Source organism: Chryseobacterium oryzae (assembly GCF_022811665.1).
In the GTDB taxonomy this organism is placed as follows: Bacteria; Bacteroidota; Bacteroidia; order Flavobacteriales; family Weeksellaceae; genus Chryseobacterium; species Chryseobacterium oryzae.
In genome coordinates this window covers 1,826,354-1,847,312 of the sequence record NZ_CP094529.1, presented here as the reverse complement: position 1 = coordinate 1,847,312, position 20,959 = coordinate 1,826,354, and the positions used below count along the sequence as shown (strand labels likewise).

Here is a 20,959-nt window from a genome sequence, read left to right as displayed (position 1 = left end):
TGAAAAAAACGGACAAAAGCCCGTTTTTATATGAAAAATATATTGTTTTATCTTAATTCTGCACTGAATTCTTTCTGGAAAGTTTTAATTAAAGAGTCCATTACATGGGTAATTTCTTTATCTTCTAAAGTTTTTTCTTCATTTAAAAGTTCAAAACTCATTGCGTAAGATTTTTTACCTTCAGGTAAATTTTTGCCTTCGTATACATCGAAAAGGTTGATGTTTTTAATGAAAGGCGATTTGTTTTTCTTTGCAGACTGAAATAATTCTTCGTAAGTAATATTCTTATCAATCAACAATGCCAAATCTCTTCTTATTTTATTGAATTTTGGAATATCTCTAAATATAAGCTGATTGTCTGAACGCAGTTGCTGAGCGAATTCCAGTTCTATTTCTGCATAGAAACACTCCTGATTAATATCTGCATCTTTCAGAAGTTGGGCAGAAACTTTTCCTATTCTTACCAAAGTTTTACCGTTGCATTCGTAAGCAATAGCATCCGAAAATCTATCATCAGATAACGCAACTTCTTTATAATCTATAGAAAGTCTTTCTAGAAGTACTTTTACAAAAGATTTAAGATGATAAAAATTGGTAGCAGATTTAGGCTGCAACCAGTTTTCGGCAACATTTCTTCCAGAAACTAAAACAGCCAGTTGTTTTCTTTCTTCGTATTTTTCTTTTTTATGATAGATTTTTCCGAATTCAAAAAACTTAATATCTTGGCTCTTTCTGTTGATGTTATAGGCAGCATTCTGTAAAAGCCCTTCGAGTAAAGATTTTCTCATAAATGCCAAATCTCCGCTTAAAGGATTAAGAAGTTTTACCGCATCTGTTTCGTCTTTTACAGAAGTAAGAGAGTTGTTCATAACTTCATTAAAACCTAAACTCTGTAAAGTTCTTGCCCAAGAATTTTCTAATTCATCCTGATCGTTTTTACTCAATTTTACAGGAGTGAACGATATTTTCTGAGGAGCGTCTATCTTATTATAACCGTAAATTCTAAGAATTTCTTCAATCACATCAATTTCTCGGGTAACATCTGCTCTGTATGCAGGAACCGAAATCTCAAAGCCATTCTGAATTTCATTTAGAACCTGAATTTCAAGAGCTTTTAGAATTTCTTTCACTTTTTCTCTGTGAATTTTTGTTCCTAATATCTGCTCTATTTTTGAGAATCTAAGAATGATATAATGATCTTCAATTTTTTTAGGATATTCTTCAAGCAGTTCTCCTGTAAGTTTTCCTTCTGCCAAATCTTCAATCATTTTGATAGCGTGTGTAATGGCAGTTCTTGTGATATTAGGATCTACACCTCTTTCGAATCTGAAAGATGCATCTGTATTTAGACCATGAGCTTTTGCTGCCTTTCTTATGGCTACCGGATTAAAATAGACACTTTCTAAGAAAATAGTTTTTGTTTCATTAGAAACTCCTGAATTTAGTCCACCGAAAACTCCGGCAATACATAATGGAGTATCTTTGCCGTCTTTGATGATGATTTCAGAACCGTTCAACGTTCTTTCAACACCGTCTAATGTGGTGAATTTTGTTCCTTCTGCAACGGTTCCAACTTTTATTTTCTGATCGGCAATTTTATCTGCATCAAAAGCATGAAGCGGCTGTCCCAAACCATGAAGAATATAATTGGTAATGTCTACAATATTATTAATAGGACTCAATCCAATAGCTTTCAGTCTGTTTTTCAGCCAGTCGGGTGAATCTGTAACTTTTACATCATTAATTACAGCACCGATATATCTTGGGGTAAGTTCTGTATTTTCTACTTCGAGACTGAAATTGTGAGACCCTTCGTTGTTTAAAGAAACACTTGAAAGTTTTTCAAACTCAGATTTCTGCTGATTGGTAGATAGATATGCATGCAAATCTCTTGCTACACCATAATGAGACATGGCATCTGTTCTGTTCGGCGTTAAACCAATTTCGAAAACTTCATCATTGGAGAGTTCAAAATAATCGGCAAAGTTTTTTCCGACTTCATATTTGCTTTCGTCCAAAACCATAATTCCGCCGTGGTCGTTGCTTAAACCTAATTCGTCTTCAGCACAGATCATTCCCTGAGAAACTTCACCTCTTATTTTTGCTTCTTTAATTTCGAAAAAGCTACCGTCTTTCGCATAAATTTTAGTTCCTACTACAGCTACCGGAACTGTTTGTCCTTCTGCAACATTTGGTGCACCACAAACAATGTTCAGGATTTTTCCGTTTCCTACGTCTACTGTTGTTTTATTTAATTTATCTGCATTCGGATGTTTCTCACACGTCAAAACTTTTCCTACAACGATGCCTTCAAGACTTCCTTTTATGCTTTCAAACTTATCAATTCCTTCTACTTCAAGACCGATATCGGTAAGAAATTCTCCTATTTTTTCGGTTTTTAAATCTGTTTTAATGTAGTCTTTCAGCCAGTTACCTGATATTTTCATTGGTAGAATTTTAAAATTTAAATTTCAGATGGTGAATTCATCATTTTTGTAATGCTTCACAACCATGAATTTTGAGTGTACAAATGTCGTGTTTTTTTAAGAAATAGCGAAATTACGGAAGATTAAATAATCATTTTGCACTACAATTTTGCCTTTCAAAACATGAAACTTTAGAACTTTTTGTTATATATAATTTAATATGAATGAACGCATGAATCTTAAACACCATGCAGAATTATCTTCCGAGAGAATCACTCTTTTTAAAGGCATCCACTTTAAGATATTCATCATTTTCTTGTTTCTTTTTTTTGTCTGAAATTAAAATTCCGAAAAGATGGTCGATTTCGTGCTGAAAAATGACTGCTGTAAAGCCTTCAACAATTTCTGTATGTTTTTTACCTTGTAGATCTACATATTCAAGCTGAATGACTTTACTTCTATAAAATAAATCTCTAAACTCAGGAATCGATAAATCTCCTTCCGGCCCGAGATTCTGCAATTCAGATTTCCAGGTGATAATTGGGTTGATAAAATATTCTAAAGGTTCGTTAGGTTTATCAAAACGCTGTACCCAAATTACTTTTCTGTTAATTCCGACTTGTGGAGCGGCAATTCCTACACCGCCATCGGTAGAAAGTAGTGCAAGTTTCATTCTGTCTACGAGAACCGCAGTATTTTTATCCAAAGGATCTATTTCTTGGGAAACTGCAAGCAAAGTTCGATGCTGAAGTTCGTCTGTAGACTGATAAATGGGTAACGCCAAATGAAGATCGCCTTCATTAATGAGCTTAATTTCATCTCTCGATAGTTTCTGTGCCTGGAAAAAAGTAGTGAATGCAATAAAAAATAATAGGCTTTTTTTCATTTTAAATTATGGAGCAAATTCAGATTTGTAAGTAGAATATTTTTTAAAAATTAAAATTTATAGAATTTTTAGTAAGTCTTTGTCATATCACTTGGGATAACTAAATTATAATCTGTTGGGAAGTAATCTTTTTCAGGTATCTTTAATTCTGGGTTTTCCGTTTCGAAAACTGAGATAACCGCTATTTTAAGGTTGGGATTTTTCTTTTTTAAATACCAGTAAATACCGCCAAATTCCTTAGTGTGAAAATTACCGTTAAAGTGAATGAAAGTTTTACCCGGCTGTAAATTTCGCATGATAGATTCTGCCATTGTAGCATCTTTTATAGCTTGTGCAGAAATAAAATTCATTACTTTGGTTCCTTCTGCATGGTCTCCCATCATTTTTTTCATTTCGGGATACCCCGGAGTTTCTAAACTTACTTCTATGGGCAATTCTGCGATATAAGATTTTTCTTTTTGGGACAGTTTATTGAGAGATTCTAAACCTTCTTTGGCTGTTTGGGAAGCATATTTTCTGGGTACATTGGTGGCAATGAAATTCAGGTTTTTATCTTTGGCAAAATTCAAAAGAGGTTGGTAATCGGTGTTGTAATTATTCCATAAACGAACAGAATCTTTCAGGTTTTTCGCATCAATTTTTCCGGCTAAATATTGGTTAATCTGTGGTTGATTATCCCTTTCGAACATTTCAGCACCCAGCGTAATTTCTTTGTTCTTTTTTTCGTACATAGCTTGGGTAACTTTCAGCTGAAGCCAATGTACGATTGAATTATTATGAAACTCACCAAAGAAAACGACATCGTGATCTGCCAGATTTTTAATCATTTTCTCTGCTTTCACTGCTTTTCCTTTTTTATTGTAAAACTGATATGGCTTAAAGTTTTGTGCATTTAAGACGGAAAACCCTACAACGAAAATCGCAACAAGAATATTTTTCATAAAAATTATAAAATGGTTACAGCATGTAAAGGTCGTGAAGTTTTTTTCATTTAAGAGCATTTTTTCTCAACTAGTTTCAATTTTTTTTGAGAATTGAAATAGATAAAAATCATCTTGTAAAAACATTTTAAGAAAAATTGTATTCATTTTTTGAGAATATTTTTAAAACAGTTATAAGAATTCAGGTTAGTTTAAATTTCACCAAGTGAAAATGGCAGTTTACCAAGTCTGAAGAGATTCATTGTTATTTCAGGGTAATTTTACTCTAGAACTTTAAATAATAAACAATGAAAATCTATTCTCTCATACTCGTTTTTGCGGTTTTATTTTTGAAATCTCAGGAAATTAAAAAAGAAATTGAGGTAAAACAGGCAACTGTATTTCTGCAAGGTGCCAAAGTTTTTGGAACCACCAATGTAAATCTTAAAAAAGGTAGAAATACTGTTACTATTTTTAATCTTCCTAATGATCTGGACGAAAATACCTACAAAATAAATCTGGAAAAAAATACAACACTTCTATCCATTACACCGCAAAGCAACTATCTTAAAAACGATGAACTTACAGAGAGCGAAAAAAAACTCGACGATGAAAGAAAAAAATTGCAAAGACAGGTAAATTTGCTTGCTATTCAGATTAAAAATCTTACTGGTGAACAAAACATCATTCAAGATAATCTTAAAGTTTCTACCAATGATAAATCTACGCCTCAGGAACAGCTTATAAAACTGACTGAATTTTACAGAAAAAGAATGCTGGAAATAGATAATCTGGTTTTTGAACTTAACGAAAAAAAATCTGTTTTGGATGAAAGTATTACCAAAATCAACAATCAGTTTTCTGAAGAACAGACTCATAAAAATACCAACAGAAAAGAATTGATTCTTGAGATTCTTGCAGAAAATGAAATGAATCTGAATCTCGGACTAAGTTATATTGTTTCTAATGCAGGTTGGGTTCCATCGTATGATTTGCGAGCTTTATCTACTAAAAAACCGTTAGAAATTGTCTATAAAGGTAAAATTTACCAAAAAACCGGTCAGGATTGGAGTAATATTAAGCTTTTTGTTTCTACTTACAGACTTTCTTACAACCAAAACCGGCCTATTTTATCTCCATTGTATGTTGCAGAATATAGAGCATATAATAATGAAGACGTAAAGTTGGGATATACTAAGAAAATGGCAGCCGATATATCCAATTCTTATCAGATGAGAGCTGAAGTTGCAACACCTAGTGAGATTCCTGTGGCAACCGTTTCAGACAGTCAGATGAATATTTTGTATGAATTGAATTACAGCCAAACCATTCTGAGTCAGGAAAAAGAACAATATGTCATTTTAGATAAAAAAAATGTGGAATCTACATATAAATATCACACAGTTCCGAAGATAAACAATCAGGTATTCTTAATGGCATTTGTGAAAAACTGGCAGAATTTAAACCTTATTTCCGGTGAAGCAAATATTTATTTTGAAGACAATTATATCGGGAAAACCAACATTACAAGTAATTATGTAAAGGATGAATTTCCTATTTCTCTCGGTGTTGATGAAAGAATTGTGCTAAAACGAAATAAATTGGAGGACAAGACTGCTCAAAAATCTTTCAGCTCCAATAAGTTTGAAACCGAAGCTTACGAAATATCTGTAAGAAACAATACTAAAGAAAATATTGAACTCGAAATTTTAGACCAAATTCCGCTAAGTGAAAATCAGAAAATTACCGTTAAAACTTTAAATCTCGGAGATGGGTTGTATGATGATAAAACAGGAAGCATTCTTTGGAATAGAAAAATAAACAGCGGAACTACCGAAAAAATCAGTTTTTCTTATGAGATAAAATATCCGAAAGAAATGCAGATTCAATATTACAGTCGATAGGAGTGCAGATATTGGTTTCAATTGAAAATTCATCAAAAATATTAATAAAAAGAATCATTATGAACACAATAAAATTTATAGCATTAGCTGCAACTTCCGTTGTTTTTATCGGGACAGGAGAAATTTTTAAAAATTTCAACAGCGGAAAAATAGAAGACTCAATAATAATTCAAAAAAATGTTTCATTTCATCCAAAGCATTCAGTTTATAAGGAAAATAAAATTCAGGTTGCTTTACTTCTGGATACTTCCAATAGTATGGACGGACTTATCGAACAGGCAAAATCCCGACTTTGGAATATTGTAAACACTTTAACAACTTTAAAGTATAACGGAAAAGCTCCCGAAGTGGAAATTGCACTGTATGAATATGGAAACGATGGATTGCAGGACGAAAATTACATAAGACAGGTGACTCCGCTTACGCAGGATTTAGATTTGATTTCGGAAAAACTCTTCGCCTTACAAACCAATGGGGGAAACGAATATTGTGGAGCGGTAATTCGAGATGCATCTGAAAATTTGAATTGGGATGCCAATGAAAAAAGCATGAAACTCATTTATATAGCCGGAAATGAACCGTTTAACCAAGGTAGAATTAATTATAAAGATGCTGTTAATCAGGCAAAAAATAAAAATATCTATACCAATACGATTTTCTGTGGCAGAAAGGAAGAGGGAATTAAGGCATTATGGCAAAATGGTTCTGTTTTGGGTGAAGGAAAATATTTCAATATCGACAGTAACGAGAAAGTCATCTTTATTAAAACTCCTTTTGATGAGAAAATTTATGAGTGCAACGGTTTGCTTAATGATACTTATATTTCTTACGGAAACAAAGGCTATGAGATGAAAAATAAACAGATGTTGCAGGATTCGAATGCAAAATCTTTATCGGCCTCTAATGCTGTAGAAAGAACAGTAAGCAAATCTAAGAAAAATGCTTACAAAAACGATCATTGGGATTTGGTTGATAAGGTAGAAAAAGATCAGTCTTATATTTCAACTCTCAAAGAAGAAGATTTACCTGCGGAACTGAAAGGAAAAACAATAGCAGAAATTACAAATATTATTTCTCAAAAATCAGCCGATAGAGAAAAAATTCAACGAGAAATTGAAGTTTTAGCTAAAAAACGACAAGATTTTATTAATTCTGAAGTTAAAAAACGGGGTAATTCGGATCAGGATGATTTGGGAAAAGCAATAGAAAAATCTATTGAAGAAATTGCAAAGAAAAATGGTTACAGTTTCTGATAAGAAAATATTTCTTAATTATCGGGCACGGCTTTGCCGTGCCCGATAATTTACAAGATGAAATAATAAAGTAAACTATCTTCCAAATCTGAAATATTCTGTAAGTGGATGTTTTTTATCTTTAAGATAGGCAGAAGCCATTTCCATTCCGGTAACAGAAAAAGTAATTCCGTTTCCGCCAAAACCTAAAACAAAATAAGAGTTTTTAAAGTTATCGTGCGTTCCGATGTAAGGAAGTCCGTCTTTTGTTTCTCCAAAAGTTCCTGTCCAGACAAAATCGGTGTAAAAAGGATAATCGGGTTTTATTTTTTTCAGAACACGTAAGATTTCTTTTTCTTTTTTGTCAATAAGAGAATCTCTTTTTTTAGGATCAGAAAAATCTTCATCGCCACCACCAATCAATAATCTGTTATCGTCGGTAGTTCGCATATAAATATAAGGATCATCGGTATTCCAGACTAAGGTACTTTCAATATTTTTAAATTTATCCTGATCTATTTCAGACACAATGGCATACGTGCTTTTTAAATCTACAAAATGCTCTTTAATCATTGTACTGCTTTCATAACCAACACAATAAATTATTTTTTTTGCCTTAATATTGTGTCCTGTTGTCGTTAAAGCCAAATTGTAATCTCGCAGATATTTCACCGATTTCATTTCGGTTTTGTCGAATATTTTAAGTCCTTTCTTTTCATTAAATCTGAGGAGTTCATGGGCGAATTTAAAAGCATCAATACTTGCACCCTGTTTAGATAAAATTCCTCCATATGTATTCTGAAAACTGAATTTTTCTTCTACATCTTTACTATCCAGCCAAGAAACTTCAAAACCTGCTTTTTTTCTGACTTCAAATTCCTTTTCCAGCCATACCGCATCTTTCTTTTTACTTGCAAAATAAAGGGATTGTTTTCTTTTGAAGCCTGCTCTGGATTTTATTTCTTTGGTGAGTTTTTCCAATTCATCTATAGATTTAGAACAGGCTTTGTAACTTTCTACTGCTCCTTTTTCGCCGATCAATTCCATTAATTCGTATAAAGGAGTATCAATTTCATATTGAAGCATGGAGGTTGTTGCAGAAGTACTTCCGTTGCAAATTTCTCTTTTATCGATGAGAATAGTTTTGTGTCCGTCTTTTATCATTTGATGGGCGATAAGACTTCCTGTAATTCCGCCTCCTATAATCAGAACATCACATTCTTCGTCAGATTTCAAGGACGGATAAGAAGAAATCAATCCATTTTTAATCAGCCAAAAAGGTTCATTAGATTTCAGATCCATAAAAATTTATTTTTCAAAAACTTATCAATAATTAAGCCTTAACTGTCGCAATTTTTCGATATGGTTTAATTATTGATAAATTCATCACACAAACACCAATAAAAATTAAAATATATGATCACAATTATTAATGATACCCCAGAAAATGTTGCCGCATTCTGTGCAAGTGGAGAGATTACCAAAGAAGATTTCGAAAATGTTGTTATTCCGCGTGTTAAAAAGAAAGTAGAACAGTTCGATGAACTCAATTATCTTATGTATTTAGATACAGATTTAGAAAACTTTACCGCAGGAGCTTGGTTTCAGGATGTTTTACTTGGTATAAAAAATCTTTCTAAATGGAATCGTGCAGCGATTGTAACAGATAAATCCGGAGTACAAAATTTTACTGAAATATTTAGCGTTTTAATGCCTGGAGAATTCAAATCTTTTCCTAAAGAAAACCTTTATAATGCTCTGTTTTGGTGCCAAAACGGTAATGAAGTTCAGAGTTAAATTAAAGGTTTCTAATATTTCTTCATACATCATAAATCAGCCGATTCAGATATTAAATCGGCTGTTGTTTTTTTTAGATTAAAACCAATGAAATTACATCATTACGTTCTCTTCTAATGACTTCTGAGAGCTGTATTTGTAAAAGTATCTTATACTGATCATCAATCCAATTAATGTCATAAAAACGCCTACTAAAGATGCGTAGTTGTAAGATAAACCCTGATCTAAAGGGATTCCGCCTAAAAATGCTCCCATTGCATTGGCGATATTAAAAGCAGCCTGCATAAAAGCAGCCGCCATCATTTCACTATTTGGAGCAGCCTTCATCATCATGATATTAATAGGAGGTGCAACAGACATGGATAGTGTACCACAGATAAATGTAAGAACTAAAGAAATGTTTTGATATTCTGAAAATAAAAACACTCCTAATAAAGCTGTCATCATTAATGCGAGAAGAATAATGCATGTTTTTTCCGGACTTAATCGATCCGATAAATAACCGCCCACAAGATTTCCAACTACCATACCTGCACCGGCAAGAATCATTACATACGCCATATTGCTTTGAGAAATTCCTGAAACGACCGTCATTAAAGGCGTGATATAACTGAACCATGTAAAAAGACCACCAAAACCTATCGCTGTAATGGCAAGAACGAACCATGTCTGCTTTCTCTGAAGAAACTTAATTTCTTTTTTGAAATGGGTGTCCTGATTCGCATCCATTGCGGGCAACCATAATTTCAGGAATAATAAAGTGAAAAGCCCAATTACGGCAACGATAGCAAAATACCACCGCCAGTGAAATTCGTGCCCAATATAAGTAACCAAAGGAACCATTGCCAAATTGGCAATAGTAAGACCTGTAAACATTAGAGAAATATTGAAAGCTTCTTTACCTTTGGCTGCCATTCTTGTTGCAACAACGGTTCCTACCCCAAAAAATGCACCGTGTGGAAGTCCTGATAAAAATCGGATAACCATCATCGTTCCGTAATCCGGAGCAATCGCAGATAAAGCATTGAATAATGTAAAAATAATCATAAGTGCTATTAAAACCTTTTTCGGAGGATGTTTTACCGAATATCCTATTAATAGCGGTGCACCAACAACTACTCCAAAAGCATAAGCAGAAATGAGATGACCTGCTTCCGGAATCGTTATATGCAGACTTTTTGCTACATCGGGCAACAGTCCCATGATGGTAAATTCTGTCGTACCTATTCCCAAACCGCCAATTGCGAGCGGAATTATTCTTTTATCAATCTGCATCTGAAAATATTTTAAAACCTATTTTTTAGTAAAAATGATATTTTACTTTTTAAGATGCAAAATTCTAAAGAATTTATTATTCTCACTTTAACTGAAATGATAATTGTTTGCTCTGTATTAACTTTTTTAATTATTTTTGAATATAATATTAATCAAAAGAGAACAAAATGAAAATTCAGAAAGAAGAAATTTATTTTGAAGATAATCAATCTTTTAAATTGTTTTCGCCTTCTTTGAAGGATTGTTTCTTCTGGCATTATCATCCCGAAATAGAATTGGTTTATGTGGAAGCATCGAAAGGAATTCGGCATGTCGGAAAAAATATTTCTGATTTTGAAGAAAGTGATCTGTTGCTGATTGGTTCTAATGTTCCGCATCTTAATTTCGATTATAAAATTCAGACCGAATGCAAACAGCTTGTTTTACAGATGAGAGAAAATTTTTTTCATGAAGTAATAATGCCTGTTCCAGAATTTCAAGGTATTAAAGAATTGTTGGAACGTTCTTATCTCGGCTTATCATTCTTCGGAGAAACCAAAGAAATGGTTGTAAAAAAGCTTCTTCAAATTAAAAATGAAGATTCTTTTAACTCTTTTATGAGTTTAATAGAAATTTTACAAATTCTTTCGAAAAGTAACGATTGTAAAGAGTTGAACACAGAAGATACAAGAGTGAAATGGTTCTTTAATGATAAAATAAGAATGGGAACTATTTATGATTATATCCACGAAAATTATGATAAAAATCCCAATGTAAATGTAATTGCAGAAGACGTAAATCTCAGTACACCTGCTTTTTGTCGTTATTTCAAGAAACAAACGAACATGACGTTTACAGATTTTGTAAATAATTACAGAATCAATCAGGCAAAATTACTGCTTCTTCAGAATGAATCTATAACAGACGTCTGCTTTCATGTGGGTTTTGAAAGTCTTTCTTATTTCAATAAATTATTTAAAAAATATATTGGAGAAACTCCATCTGCATTCAAAAAGAAACATTTGAGTAGAGTAGAGGTTTAGTTTGATTAGGAAATTTATTTATAAAAAAATCGCTTCATAAAAGAAGCGATTTTTAAGTTTTAATGTATATGTTTTTCTGCGTGATAAGAACTTCTTACGAGTGGAGAACTTTCTACATGTCTGAAACCTAAATTTCTTGCAAAATCCCCAAACTCATCAAATTCTTCAGGAGTAATGAATTTTTTTACAGGAAGATGCTTTTTGGTTGGCTGCAGATATTGTCCAAGTGTAATTACGTCTACATTGGCATTTCTAATATCTTCAATGGTCTGAAAAACTTCATCTTTTGTTTCTCCTAAACCAAGCATAACTCCGGTTTTGGTACGTCTTTGTCCAGCTTCTTTCAAATATCTTAAAACCTCCAGACTTCTTTCATATTTAGCTTGGATTCTCACCTCGCGTGTTAATCTTTTAACCGTTTCCATGTTATGGGAAATTACTTCGGGTGCCACATCCACAAGTCTGTCGATATGTTTTGTAATTCCTTGGAAATCTGGTATAAGAGTTTCCATTGTAGTTCCTGGAGAAATTCTTCTTACAGCATTTACAGTTTCTGCCCAGAGAATAGAACCCATGTCTTTTAAATCGTCTCTGTCTACGGAAGTTAAAACAGCATGTTTTATTTTCATGAGTTTGATGGATCTTGCCACTTTTTCGGGCTCATCCCAATTTACATCAAGAGGTTTTCCCGTTTTTACACCGCAAAATCCACAGCTTCTTGTACATATATTTCCTAATATCATAAAAGTTGCTGTACCTTCACCCCAACATTCTCCCATATTAGGACAGCTTCCGCTCTGGCAAATGGTATTGAGTTTATACTTATCTACTAAAGTTCTAAGTTCTCGGTAATTTTTACCGGTAGGAAGTTTTACTCTAATCCATTTCGGTTTCTGAACGGTTGTATCCTGAACTAAATTCTCCATTTCTAAAAATTGAACTTCAAAGTTAGTGATTTTTTTATCGAAACCATCAAATACTCGTATTGATGAAACAGATTACAGTTTTGAATTTTGGCTGAATTAATTATTTAAGCCCTTTTTTCAGAGGAAAATTTTTATACATTTATATTTCAAAAAAATAAAATATGAATTTACATATCGTTGCACTTTTCAGAATTAAAGAAAATCATTTGATGGAAGCTGTTGAGCTTTTTCAGAAACTGGTATATGCAACAAGAAAAGAAAGTGGATGTCTTCAGTATGATTTAATTGAAGATTCTGTAAATAAAGGAACTTTTTTCCTTATTGAGCTTTGGGAAAGCAAAGAACATCATCATATTCATGACAGTGTTGAGCATCTCGTGGATTTCAGAAAAAATATTTCTTCAATTCTAGAAGAAAGTACACAGGTATATAAAGGATTTAAGATTTATTAAAAATAAAAGGCAGATTCAGTGGTTTGAATCTGCCTTTCTTAGAAAAAATAGAAAGTACTAATATTAAGAGTTTGTTATTTGTGTAAGAGATGATGTTACTTAACAATCAGTTTTTTGGTTTCGGTTTTTCCTGCATAAGTAATTTTAACTAAATAATTTCCTGATGTAAGATGAGATAAACTGATATCCTGCTTATAAAAGCCTGTATTGTTGGTAAGTTCGGCACTGTAAACTTTTCTGCCATTCATATCGAATACTTCAATATTTCCTTTGCTGTCAGATTTTTCTTTTACATCAAAGAGAACAGTTACTTTTTTGTCAGCGGTTGTAGGATTTGGATAAATTCCAAAGTTTGCTGCTTTACCAATTTCTTTTACACCTAATGTAGAAGTAATATTTTTATATTTAAAATACATATTTCCCGTAGCAGTACCTTCGTTTGTTATAAAATACATTCTGTAATAGTCTGACCCCTGTTTTACATAATATACAACATCAGAGTAAGGTGCTCCAGTAGCAGGTTTCCAAGAATGACCAACACTGGTAATAATATTTGAAAAAGATGTCGATGCAGGTAATGTTGCTGTTGAAGTAGCTTGTGTTTCTGGCTGTACTTTCGCTATTGAGATACTTGGATTCTGAATAACTCCCGCCATTTTATACATCATTGCTCCACCCGGATAAGTATAATTTGTGTAGTATCTGGTGAACATAAAATCCCAATTGGTTTTCTGTGGCTCAAGATTATTCACTTTATCACCTGTTGTAAAGGAAAAGTAATTGAAGAAAGCATCATCTGTACCATTGGCTAGTGTTTTGGTTTGGGTTGCATTCCAAGAAGTACCGTTCCATTGGGCATACTTAAATGTATATCCCCCAGAAAATTCGTTGATGAAGAATTTATAATAATTTTCATTACCATAATCGAGTACAAAAACCACCTGTCCCAATACTTTATGAGTTGCCACGTCGTAGGTTCCCCAGCCAAAATTCATAGGTCCTGCAGGAATTAGTGTTGCAGAATCGAAAACCCCGTCCTGAATCCTTGTTGTTTGATCTGGGTTATAAATAGGACTTCCCCAAGAAGATTTTTGCGAAGGTAATACCGTATCGAAAGACGAAGGAGTAGCAGAAGTCTGATAAACGGTTACATTTTTGGCATCGTTAATTTTTATTCCCTTATCCATTGCATTATTTCTGTAAAATGCAATATCCCAAGTATCTGCTGCCTGAGAAATGCTTGTATTAGAAGATAAATCGAAAAAGACTCTGTTTTGATAACCGTTGCCCATAGACATATTTACTGTGGTGTAACCATTTGCATCTGTCTGTGCAAAGTTTACCTGCTGAATGCCTAAAATAAGTCCTGCTGCTAAAAGTAGCTTTGTTTTCATAATTTATTATTTAAATTTATTTAGAATTATTCCACAAAAGTAATAATTAATTTTTATTCATTCTAAATAAAATTATATATTTGCTGAAAATTATTTAGGTAATGAATAGGAAGGTATTGTCTGTTGGTTTATTGTCTGCTGTTTTTTGGATAAAAGCTCAGAATAAAGACTCTTTACAGTTCTCAAAAATAGATGAGGTGGTTATCACCGGTCAGTATAAGCAGCAGTCTATTAATAAATCAATTTATAAAGTTGAAGTGATTGATGCGCAACAGATTAAAAATATGGCTGCAACAACCGCATCTGAAGTTTTAAGCCAAAATCTTAATATCCTTATTGAACCTAATAGTGGGAGTGGAGATTCTAATGCTAAAATCATGGGACTTGGAGGAGCTTACACTAAAGTTTTAATCGACAATATTCCTGTAGTAAGCGATCAGGGTATGGGAAATCAGGTTGACTTAAGTAAAATTAACGTAAACAACATCGAAAGAATTGAAATCGTAAAAGGGGCGATGGGTGTAGAGTACGGTAATAATGCTGTTGCGGGAGTTATTAATATAATTACTAAGAAAAATTATTCTAAGAAAGTTTCTGCTTTGGTTTCATTGCAGGAGGAAACCGTTGGTAAAGATTATGATTGGTATAAGAAAGGAAACGGTCGCCATATTCAGAACCTTAATCTGGGTTTCAGGATCTCAGAAAATTGGTCTCTTACAGCAGATGTCAACCGTAACGATTTTCAGGGATATAAGGGCGAACTAGAAGGTTACAAATATTTTAGCGATAACAATGATAAAAAAAGAGGTTATAATTGGTTGCCAAAAGACCAGATTACAGCTAATGCAGCCGTAAGATATTCTAAAAATAATACTTCATTCTTTTTAAAATCGAATTTTCTCAACGAAAATATTAACTTTTATAACCGCGTAATTGAAGATTTACCTTTAGGAAATGGTAACCGTACCTATATTGCAAACGATAGGAATTATTTTACTACAAGATGGATTCATCAGTTTAATATTCAGACAAAAATAGGTTCTAGAATTAATTATTTGGGAGATTTTTCATATCAGAGTCAGGAACGAAAATCTCAGGACTTTGTTTACGATATTCCCAACAGAAAAACGTTGTCTGAAGAAGATAAAAAATTATTCTATGAATCTAAGGTATTCTATTCAAGAGGAATGTTCAGTAATTTTCTGGATAACGAAAAAATAGATTTTCAGTTGGGTTACGAATTAGATCGTACCAGTGGTTTTGCCGGATCTGAAACATTTGCATTTAACAATAACGGAATTAATATCAACAGATCTATTTTTAATTATGCCAATTTTCTTTCTGCTGAATGGAAAGTAAACAACCAAATTTCCTTTCGTCCCGGTGTGAGATTAGCACTGAGCGATAAATTCGATTCTCAATATAATTATTCATTTACGGCAAGATTTAATCCATCGGAAAAATCGGATTTTAGGGCTGTTTTTGGATCTTCAAACAGATTTCCTGTCTACGATGAACTCTACACTTTTGTAGTAGATAACAACCACGACATCAGAGGAAATGAAAATCTTAAGCCTGAAACGGGCTATTCTTTAGGTTTGTTTTATGATTTCAGCAATTCTAAAACCCATGCATGGAGAACCAATATCAGTATTTCGGCAATGTATCTGGATGTGAAAGGCAGAATTGAAAGTGTTATTATAAGCAACAGTCCGCTAAAATACACATTTCTGAATGTCAATAATTATAATTCTTTGCTTTTTGGAGGAGGTTTCAGTGTGAGAAAAGATCAGCTTTCATTCAATGGTGAGGTTTCAGTGATGGGTATTTCGCAAAGTCTTACAACGGGCAATATGAATTCACCAGAAAATTACAACTTTTATACAGAAGCCAATTTCTCTGCAAATTATACCCTTCCAAAAGTGAAAACGCTTTTCGCGCTCTACTATAAATATACAGGTGTGCAAAAACAGTTTACGCAGAAAGCATTAGAAAATCCTGGTCAAACGCCAGAGTATGTTTTGGGAGAAATAGGGGCATTTAATATGATGAATTTTACGGTGAGTCAGCCATTTTTTAATAATCATTTAGAGGTAAGTCTTGGCGTTAAAAACATTTTTGATGTTTCTGATGTAAGAAATACGGTGATTTCCGGTGGTGCACACAATTCCGGAACAGGATCACAAAATTTGTTCTATGGAAGAAGCTATTTCGCGAGACTCAATTATCAGTTTTAAATTTTGAAGCATAGAAATCTGTAAGATTATACATCAACAAGAAAAATAAAATTTAGATATGAAAAAAATACTGTTTGCGTTCATTTTGGGAACGTCCTTTATTTCTCATTCCTGCATAAACGATAATGAAGATCCTGTGCCTGTTGCACCGGTTCAGGGTTCTGTTGTAAGTCCGCATGTTGGAGGAGCAACGCAGCCTAACCAAATATGGTTCGATTTAAGCAAAGGAAAAGAAATTCTTACCAAACGTACCGATTGGGATCTTGCTTTATATACCGGAAACGATTTTAAAGTAATCCTCAACTCATCCATAATGATGGCGGCAGCTAAAATTGAAGGTGCCAATAATATTGATCTTGTTACTCAGTCGGATGTTTCGGCTTTAATGCAACTGGTTCAGGTAGGAAGTTTCAATCCGGATAACGAACATTATATAGATGATGTAAAAGGAAATTTCCCAACGGGCTATACAGCAATAGAAGGTATAAAAGAAAACGAAGGACAAAATGCTGTTTATCTTGTAAATATGGGTAAAGAAATTTACACTGGAAGCGTTGCAGTTGGTTCTGTAGCTACTGGTGGAGATTCCCGGGGTTGGATGAAAGTTCAGATTGTAAGAAATTCTTCGGGGTACAAAATAAAATATGCCAAACTGAATGATACAACTCATAAAGAATTGCTGGTAGAAAAAAATCCTTCATACAATTACAATTTTGTAAGTCTTACAAAGGATAAAGAAGTATTTATTCAGCCTGAGAAAAAACAGTGGGATTTGTGTTTCACAGTATTTACCAATATAATTTTCAATGCAGGAAGTTATGTTTATGCAGATTTTGTTTTAAATAATAATGTTGGTGGAGTGGGAGCTTATGAAGTTAAAGTAGCAGCACAGACATCGGGAACAGAAGCGTATAATAATTTTAAGGCAGAAAATATAGATCCTTCAAAACTGGTTTATAACGACCAGAGAGTTATTGGCGGAAACTGGAGAAACCCTGTAGGAGCCAATGGTCTGGAAGTGTATGGAGATCGTTTTTATGTTATAAAAGATGCAGACGGATTTTATTTTAAATTAAAATTTACACGAATAACCAATACTTTGGGAGAACGCGGTTATCCTCAATTCGAATATCAACCTTTATAAAAATATAGTAAAAATGAAAAAAATAATTCTTGCAGCATCTTTATTGGCTGTAGTTTATTCTTGTAAAAAAGAAAATCAGAATCAGGCAGAAAATAAAACAGAAATTGCTTCGGAAACTCCGAAATCTAATCAGAAAATTGTTTCTCTAAGTGGCGGAATTACAGAAATTGTTAGTGCTCTGGGACACGAAAATGAAATTGTAGGAAACGATGTTACCAGTACCTATCCCGAATCGCTGAAATCTACTTCCAAAGATTTAGGACACGTAAGATCTATGACGATTGAGCCAATTATGGCAGTAAACCCAACTTTAATTTTGGCTTCAGATAAAGACATTAATCCTGAACTTTTAGGTAAAATGAAATCTTCCGGAATTAAAACAGAACTTTTTAAGCAGGAATATACGGTAGACGGAACCAAAAAGCTGATTGAAGAAGTAGCAAAAGCATTAGGAAATACAGATTATCAAAAACTTAATGATAAAATAGATGCAGATTTAAAACAGATTCAGCCCATTGCAAAAAAGCCTAAAGTGCTCTTTATTTATGCAAGAGGAAATATGATGATGGTTTCTGGTAAAAATACTCCTATGGCCTCATTAATAGAAATTGCAGGCGGAGAAAATGCAGTAAAAGATTTTGAAGATTTTAAACCTCTTACACCTGAAGCTGTTGTAAAAGCCAATCCGGATGTATTATTCTTCTTTTCTTCTGGTTTGCAAGGTGCAGGCGGAAATGAAGGAGTGCTGAAAATGCCGGGAGTTTTGCAGACAAATGCAGGTAAGAATAAGAAAATTATTGCAATGGACGGTGGTTTGGTTTCGTCATTCGGACCAAGATTAGGTGAAGCAGCGGTAGCATTAAATAAACTTTTAGTTGAAAGCACAAAGTAAATTATATTTTTATCTCTTTTTGAGTTTTCTATTGCTGGTTCTACTTGCAATAGGCTCTCTTAATATTGGTGTTTACGATTTCGGAGGAAATTCACCATTCATCATCCTGCAAAAAATATTGGCGGGTAGTACAGATGTCTCTTTAAGCGACCGATATGTAATTTGGGAAGTGAGAAGTGCCAGAATTGTGATGGCTGTTTTGGTGGGGAGCCTTCTTGCAGTATCTGGAACAAGTCTTCAGGGAATGTTCAAAAATCCTTTGGCAACCGGAGATTTAATAGGGTTAACCTCCGGAGCAACATTACTTGCAGCAATAGCAATTGTTTTAGGCAGTTATTTTAAAGAATATTTGCCGGAAGCAGTTCAGTTTTCTCTAGTAGGAATTTCTGCATTTGTGGGAGCATTATTAGCAATGCTTCTGGTATACAGGATTTCTACTAGCGAAGGAAAAACCAATGTTGTAATGATGTTACTAAGTGGGGTTGCCATTACCGCAATAGGATTCTCTATTACTGGATTCTTAATTTATATCGCCAAAGATGAGCAGCTGAGAGATCTTACTTTTTGGAATATGGGAAGTCTTGCGGCAGCAACATGGACGAAAAATCTCATCCTTACTGTTGTTCTTATAGTTTCCTATCTCATTTTATTACCGAAAGGAAAGGCTTTGAATGCAATGATGTTGGGCGAAAAAGATGCAGAACATTTGGGTATTAATGTAGAAAGACTGAAAAAGCAAATAGTTCTTACCACAGCACTCATGATAGGAACTTGTGTAGCATTTTCAGGAACTATTGGCTTTGTAGGTTTAATTGCCCCTTATATTCTTAGGCTTTTGTTTAAATCTAATTATGTTTTCATACTTCCGTTATCGGCAGTTTTGGGAAGTATATTGCTTTTGTCGGCAGATACAGTAAGCAGAAGTATAGTTGCCCCTTCAGAATTGCCAATAGGAATTTTAACGGCATTAATGGGAGGTCCTGTTTTCATCGCTATTTTAATTAAATTCAGAAAAACACTGTAATGATTAAGGCAGATCATATTAATTATAAGCATAAAGATTTTCATATTCTCAATGCGGTAAACGTCTCGGTAGAATATGGAGAATTTTTAGCCATAGTAGGTCCAAACGGAGCAGGGAAGTCTAGTCTTCTCAGCATTCTTGCCAATGAAATGAAAGCAGAAAAAGACAAAATTATATTCAAAAATAAGCCGATTGCCGATTGGGATTTGAGAGAAATTTCGAAACATAAGTCTAAATTCTCCCAGCATAACTCTGCCGAAATTCCTTTACAGGTAAAAGATGTGGTAATGATGGGACGCTATCCTTATTTTGATGCTCAACCGCACAAAAATGATGTAGAAGCAGTAAATGAACTGATGCTGGAAACGGAAATTATTCATCTAAAAGAGAGAGATTATAATTCTTTGTCGGGAGGCGAAAAGCAACGGGTACATATTTCGAGAGTCATGGCACAGATGAAAAATGAAATCGCTCACAAATTGGTTTTTTTGGATGAACCTCTTAATAATTTAGACATTAAGCATCAGTACAGAGCATTAGAGATCATTAAAAAATTTACTCAAAAAGCGAATTCTGCCATAGTGGTGCTTCATGATCTGAATCTTGCAGCCCAGTTTGCAGATAAAATTTTGCTGATGAAAGGAGGGAAAGTTGCAAAATACGGAACACCAAAGGAAGTTTTTACCGAAGAAAATATTTCGGCAGCATATCATTTTCCTTGTACAATTTGCAAACATCCCGTAAATGATAACCCAATGATTGTTTTTGGATAAATGGAACAGAACGAACTGAAAATATTGGCACAGAATCTTGCAAATCCGCAAGGTGAGAAAGGTATTGAGATTGGAGAAATGATGAATGAAACCAATCTCGGGATGACGTTAGAAAGCATAAAAGCTTTGTCGATTGAAGATGGCAACCATATTCTGGAAATCGGACATGGCAATGGCAGACACGTAGAAAACCTTTTGGCGAGAGCAGAAAATCTAAGGTATATAGGTATTGATATTTCTGAAACAATGCATGTTGAAGCAGAAAAAAACAATACAAACTTTCAAGATAAGGCTGAATTTGTTTTATATGAAGGAGAAATACTTCCGTTTGAGGATAAAACTTTCGACAAAATTTTTACCGTAAACACTGTTTACTTCTGGGAAAACCCAGTGAATTTTTTAAACGGAATTTACAGAATCCTTAAAGATAACGGAACATTTGTTCTCACATTTGGGCAAAGAAATTTCATGGAGAAATTACCTTTTACGTCCTATAATTTTAAGCTTTACAATAATGATGAAATGGAACAGTTGATTTCTGAAAGCCATTTCAAACGAATGAAAATCTCCGAAAAAGAAGAAGAAATAAAAAGCAAAACCGGAGAAGAATTTATCAAAAGAAAATACACAGTTTTAACCATAAATAAATAAGTAA

Annotated in this window: 18 protein-coding genes; 11 read left to right on the top strand and 7 right to left on the bottom strand. The window is 33.5% G+C overall.

Going from position 1 to position 20,959, the window contains the following annotated elements; genetic code table 11:
- Positions 1 to 47 precede the first annotated feature (47 nt).
- The 3 genes from pheT to MTP08_RS08480 all read right to left on the bottom strand — a co-directional run bounded on the left by pheT (position 48) and on the right by MTP08_RS08480 (position 4,253).
- Positions 48 to 2,447, bottom strand: a complete 2,400-nt coding sequence (pheT, locus tag MTP08_RS08490; RefSeq protein WP_243575616.1) for a phenylalanine--tRNA ligase subunit beta — start codon at positions 2,445 to 2,447, stop codon at positions 48 to 50.
- Positions 2,448 to 2,682: 235 nt separating this feature from the next.
- Positions 2,683 to 3,312: a peptide deformylase gene (locus MTP08_RS08485; RefSeq protein WP_243575615.1), complete on the bottom strand. Its 630-nt coding sequence runs from the start codon at positions 3,310 to 3,312 to the stop codon at positions 2,683 to 2,685.
- A 68-nt stretch (positions 3,313 to 3,380) separates the two neighbouring features.
- Positions 3,381 to 4,253: a ChaN family lipoprotein gene (locus MTP08_RS08480; RefSeq protein ID WP_243575614.1), complete on the bottom strand. Its 873-nt coding sequence runs from the start codon at positions 4,251 to 4,253 to the stop codon at positions 3,381 to 3,383.
- Positions 4,254 to 4,540: 287 nt separating this feature from the next.
- Between MTP08_RS08480 and MTP08_RS08475 the strand changes: the two genes are divergently transcribed.
- Positions 4,541 to 6,136, top strand: coding sequence for a DUF4139 domain-containing protein (locus tag MTP08_RS08475; RefSeq protein ID WP_243575613.1), 1,596 nt, complete (start codon positions 4,541 to 4,543; stop codon positions 6,134 to 6,136).
- Positions 6,137 to 6,195: 59 nt separating this feature from the next.
- Positions 6,196 to 7,389, top strand: coding sequence for a vWA domain-containing protein (locus MTP08_RS08470; RefSeq protein ID WP_243575612.1), 1,194 nt, complete (start codon positions 6,196 to 6,198; stop codon positions 7,387 to 7,389).
- A gap of 75 nt (positions 7,390 to 7,464) precedes the next feature.
- On the opposite strand, the gene MTP08_RS08465 is transcribed toward MTP08_RS08470, so the two are convergent.
- On the bottom strand, positions 7,465 to 8,670 hold the full coding sequence (locus MTP08_RS08465) for an NAD(P)/FAD-dependent oxidoreductase (protein ID WP_243575611.1): 1,206 nt from the start codon (positions 8,668 to 8,670) through the stop codon (positions 7,465 to 7,467).
- Positions 8,671 to 8,784: 114 nt separating this feature from the next.
- Between MTP08_RS08465 and MTP08_RS08460 the strand changes: the two genes are divergently transcribed.
- Positions 8,785 to 9,165: a SpoIIAA family protein gene (locus MTP08_RS08460; RefSeq protein ID WP_243575610.1), complete on the top strand. Its 381-nt coding sequence runs from the start codon at positions 8,785 to 8,787 to the stop codon at positions 9,163 to 9,165.
- Between the two features lie 93 nt (positions 9,166 to 9,258).
- On the opposite strand, the gene MTP08_RS08455 is transcribed toward MTP08_RS08460, so the two are convergent.
- Positions 9,259 to 10,440, bottom strand: coding sequence for an MFS transporter (locus MTP08_RS08455; RefSeq protein ID WP_243575609.1), 1,182 nt, complete (start codon positions 10,438 to 10,440; stop codon positions 9,259 to 9,261).
- Between the two features lie 167 nt (positions 10,441 to 10,607).
- On the opposite strand from MTP08_RS08455, the gene MTP08_RS08450 reads away from it, so the two are divergent.
- On the top strand, positions 10,608 to 11,462 hold the full coding sequence (locus MTP08_RS08450; RefSeq protein WP_243575608.1) for an AraC family transcriptional regulator: 855 nt from the start codon (positions 10,608 to 10,610) through the stop codon (positions 11,460 to 11,462).
- A gap of 59 nt (positions 11,463 to 11,521) precedes the next feature.
- On the opposite strand, the gene lipA is transcribed toward MTP08_RS08450, so the two are convergent.
- Entirely contained in the window at positions 11,522 to 12,388 is an 867-nt protein-coding gene (gene lipA, locus MTP08_RS08445; RefSeq protein WP_209389650.1) for a lipoyl synthase, read from the bottom strand.
- 161 nt (positions 12,389 to 12,549) lie between these two features.
- Here lipA and MTP08_RS08440 point away from each other — a divergent pair, with 161 nt between their 5' ends.
- Positions 12,550 to 12,840 carry a putative quinol monooxygenase gene (locus tag MTP08_RS08440; RefSeq protein WP_243575607.1) on the top strand — a complete coding sequence of 97 codons (291 nt, stop codon included), beginning with the start codon at positions 12,550 to 12,552 and terminating at the stop codon, positions 12,838 to 12,840.
- A gap of 95 nt (positions 12,841 to 12,935) precedes the next feature.
- On the opposite strand, the gene MTP08_RS08435 is transcribed toward MTP08_RS08440, so the two are convergent.
- Positions 12,936 to 14,234: a T9SS type A sorting domain-containing protein gene (locus MTP08_RS08435; RefSeq protein ID WP_243575606.1), complete on the bottom strand. Its 1,299-nt coding sequence runs from the start codon at positions 14,232 to 14,234 to the stop codon at positions 12,936 to 12,938.
- A 101-nt stretch (positions 14,235 to 14,335) separates the two neighbouring features.
- Between MTP08_RS08435 and MTP08_RS08430 the strand changes: the two genes are divergently transcribed.
- From MTP08_RS08430 to MTP08_RS08405, 6 genes are read left to right on the top strand one after another with little or no spacing between them, the layout of a single operon-like run.
- Positions 14,336 to 16,471 carry a TonB-dependent receptor plug domain-containing protein gene (locus tag MTP08_RS08430; RefSeq protein WP_243575605.1) on the top strand — a complete coding sequence of 712 codons (2,136 nt, stop codon included), beginning with the start codon at positions 14,336 to 14,338 and terminating at the stop codon, positions 16,469 to 16,471.
- A 58-nt stretch (positions 16,472 to 16,529) separates the two neighbouring features.
- Positions 16,530 to 17,615 carry an HmuY family protein gene (locus tag MTP08_RS08425; RefSeq protein WP_243575604.1) on the top strand — a complete coding sequence of 362 codons (1,086 nt, stop codon included), beginning with the start codon at positions 16,530 to 16,532 and terminating at the stop codon, positions 17,613 to 17,615.
- A gap of 13 nt (positions 17,616 to 17,628) precedes the next feature.
- Positions 17,629 to 18,507 carry a heme/hemin ABC transporter substrate-binding protein gene (locus MTP08_RS08420; RefSeq protein ID WP_243575603.1) on the top strand — a complete coding sequence of 293 codons (879 nt, stop codon included), beginning with the start codon at positions 17,629 to 17,631 and terminating at the stop codon, positions 18,505 to 18,507.
- The gene (locus MTP08_RS08415) at positions 18,491 to 19,531 is read left to right on the top strand and encodes a FecCD family ABC transporter permease (RefSeq protein ID WP_243575602.1); all 1,041 of its coding nucleotides are present in this window, start codon (positions 18,491 to 18,493) and stop codon (positions 19,529 to 19,531) included. The genes MTP08_RS08420 and MTP08_RS08415 overlap by 17 nt, the downstream gene beginning before the upstream one ends.
- Positions 19,531 to 20,304 carry a heme ABC transporter ATP-binding protein gene (locus tag MTP08_RS08410; protein WP_209389643.1) on the top strand — a complete coding sequence of 258 codons (774 nt, stop codon included), beginning with the start codon at positions 19,531 to 19,533 and terminating at the stop codon, positions 20,302 to 20,304. The genes MTP08_RS08415 and MTP08_RS08410 overlap by 1 nt, the downstream gene beginning before the upstream one ends.
- Positions 20,305 to 20,955, top strand: a complete 651-nt coding sequence (locus tag MTP08_RS08405) for a class I SAM-dependent methyltransferase (RefSeq protein ID WP_243575601.1) — start codon at positions 20,305 to 20,307, stop codon at positions 20,953 to 20,955.
- Positions 20,956 to 20,959 lie beyond the last annotated feature (4 nt).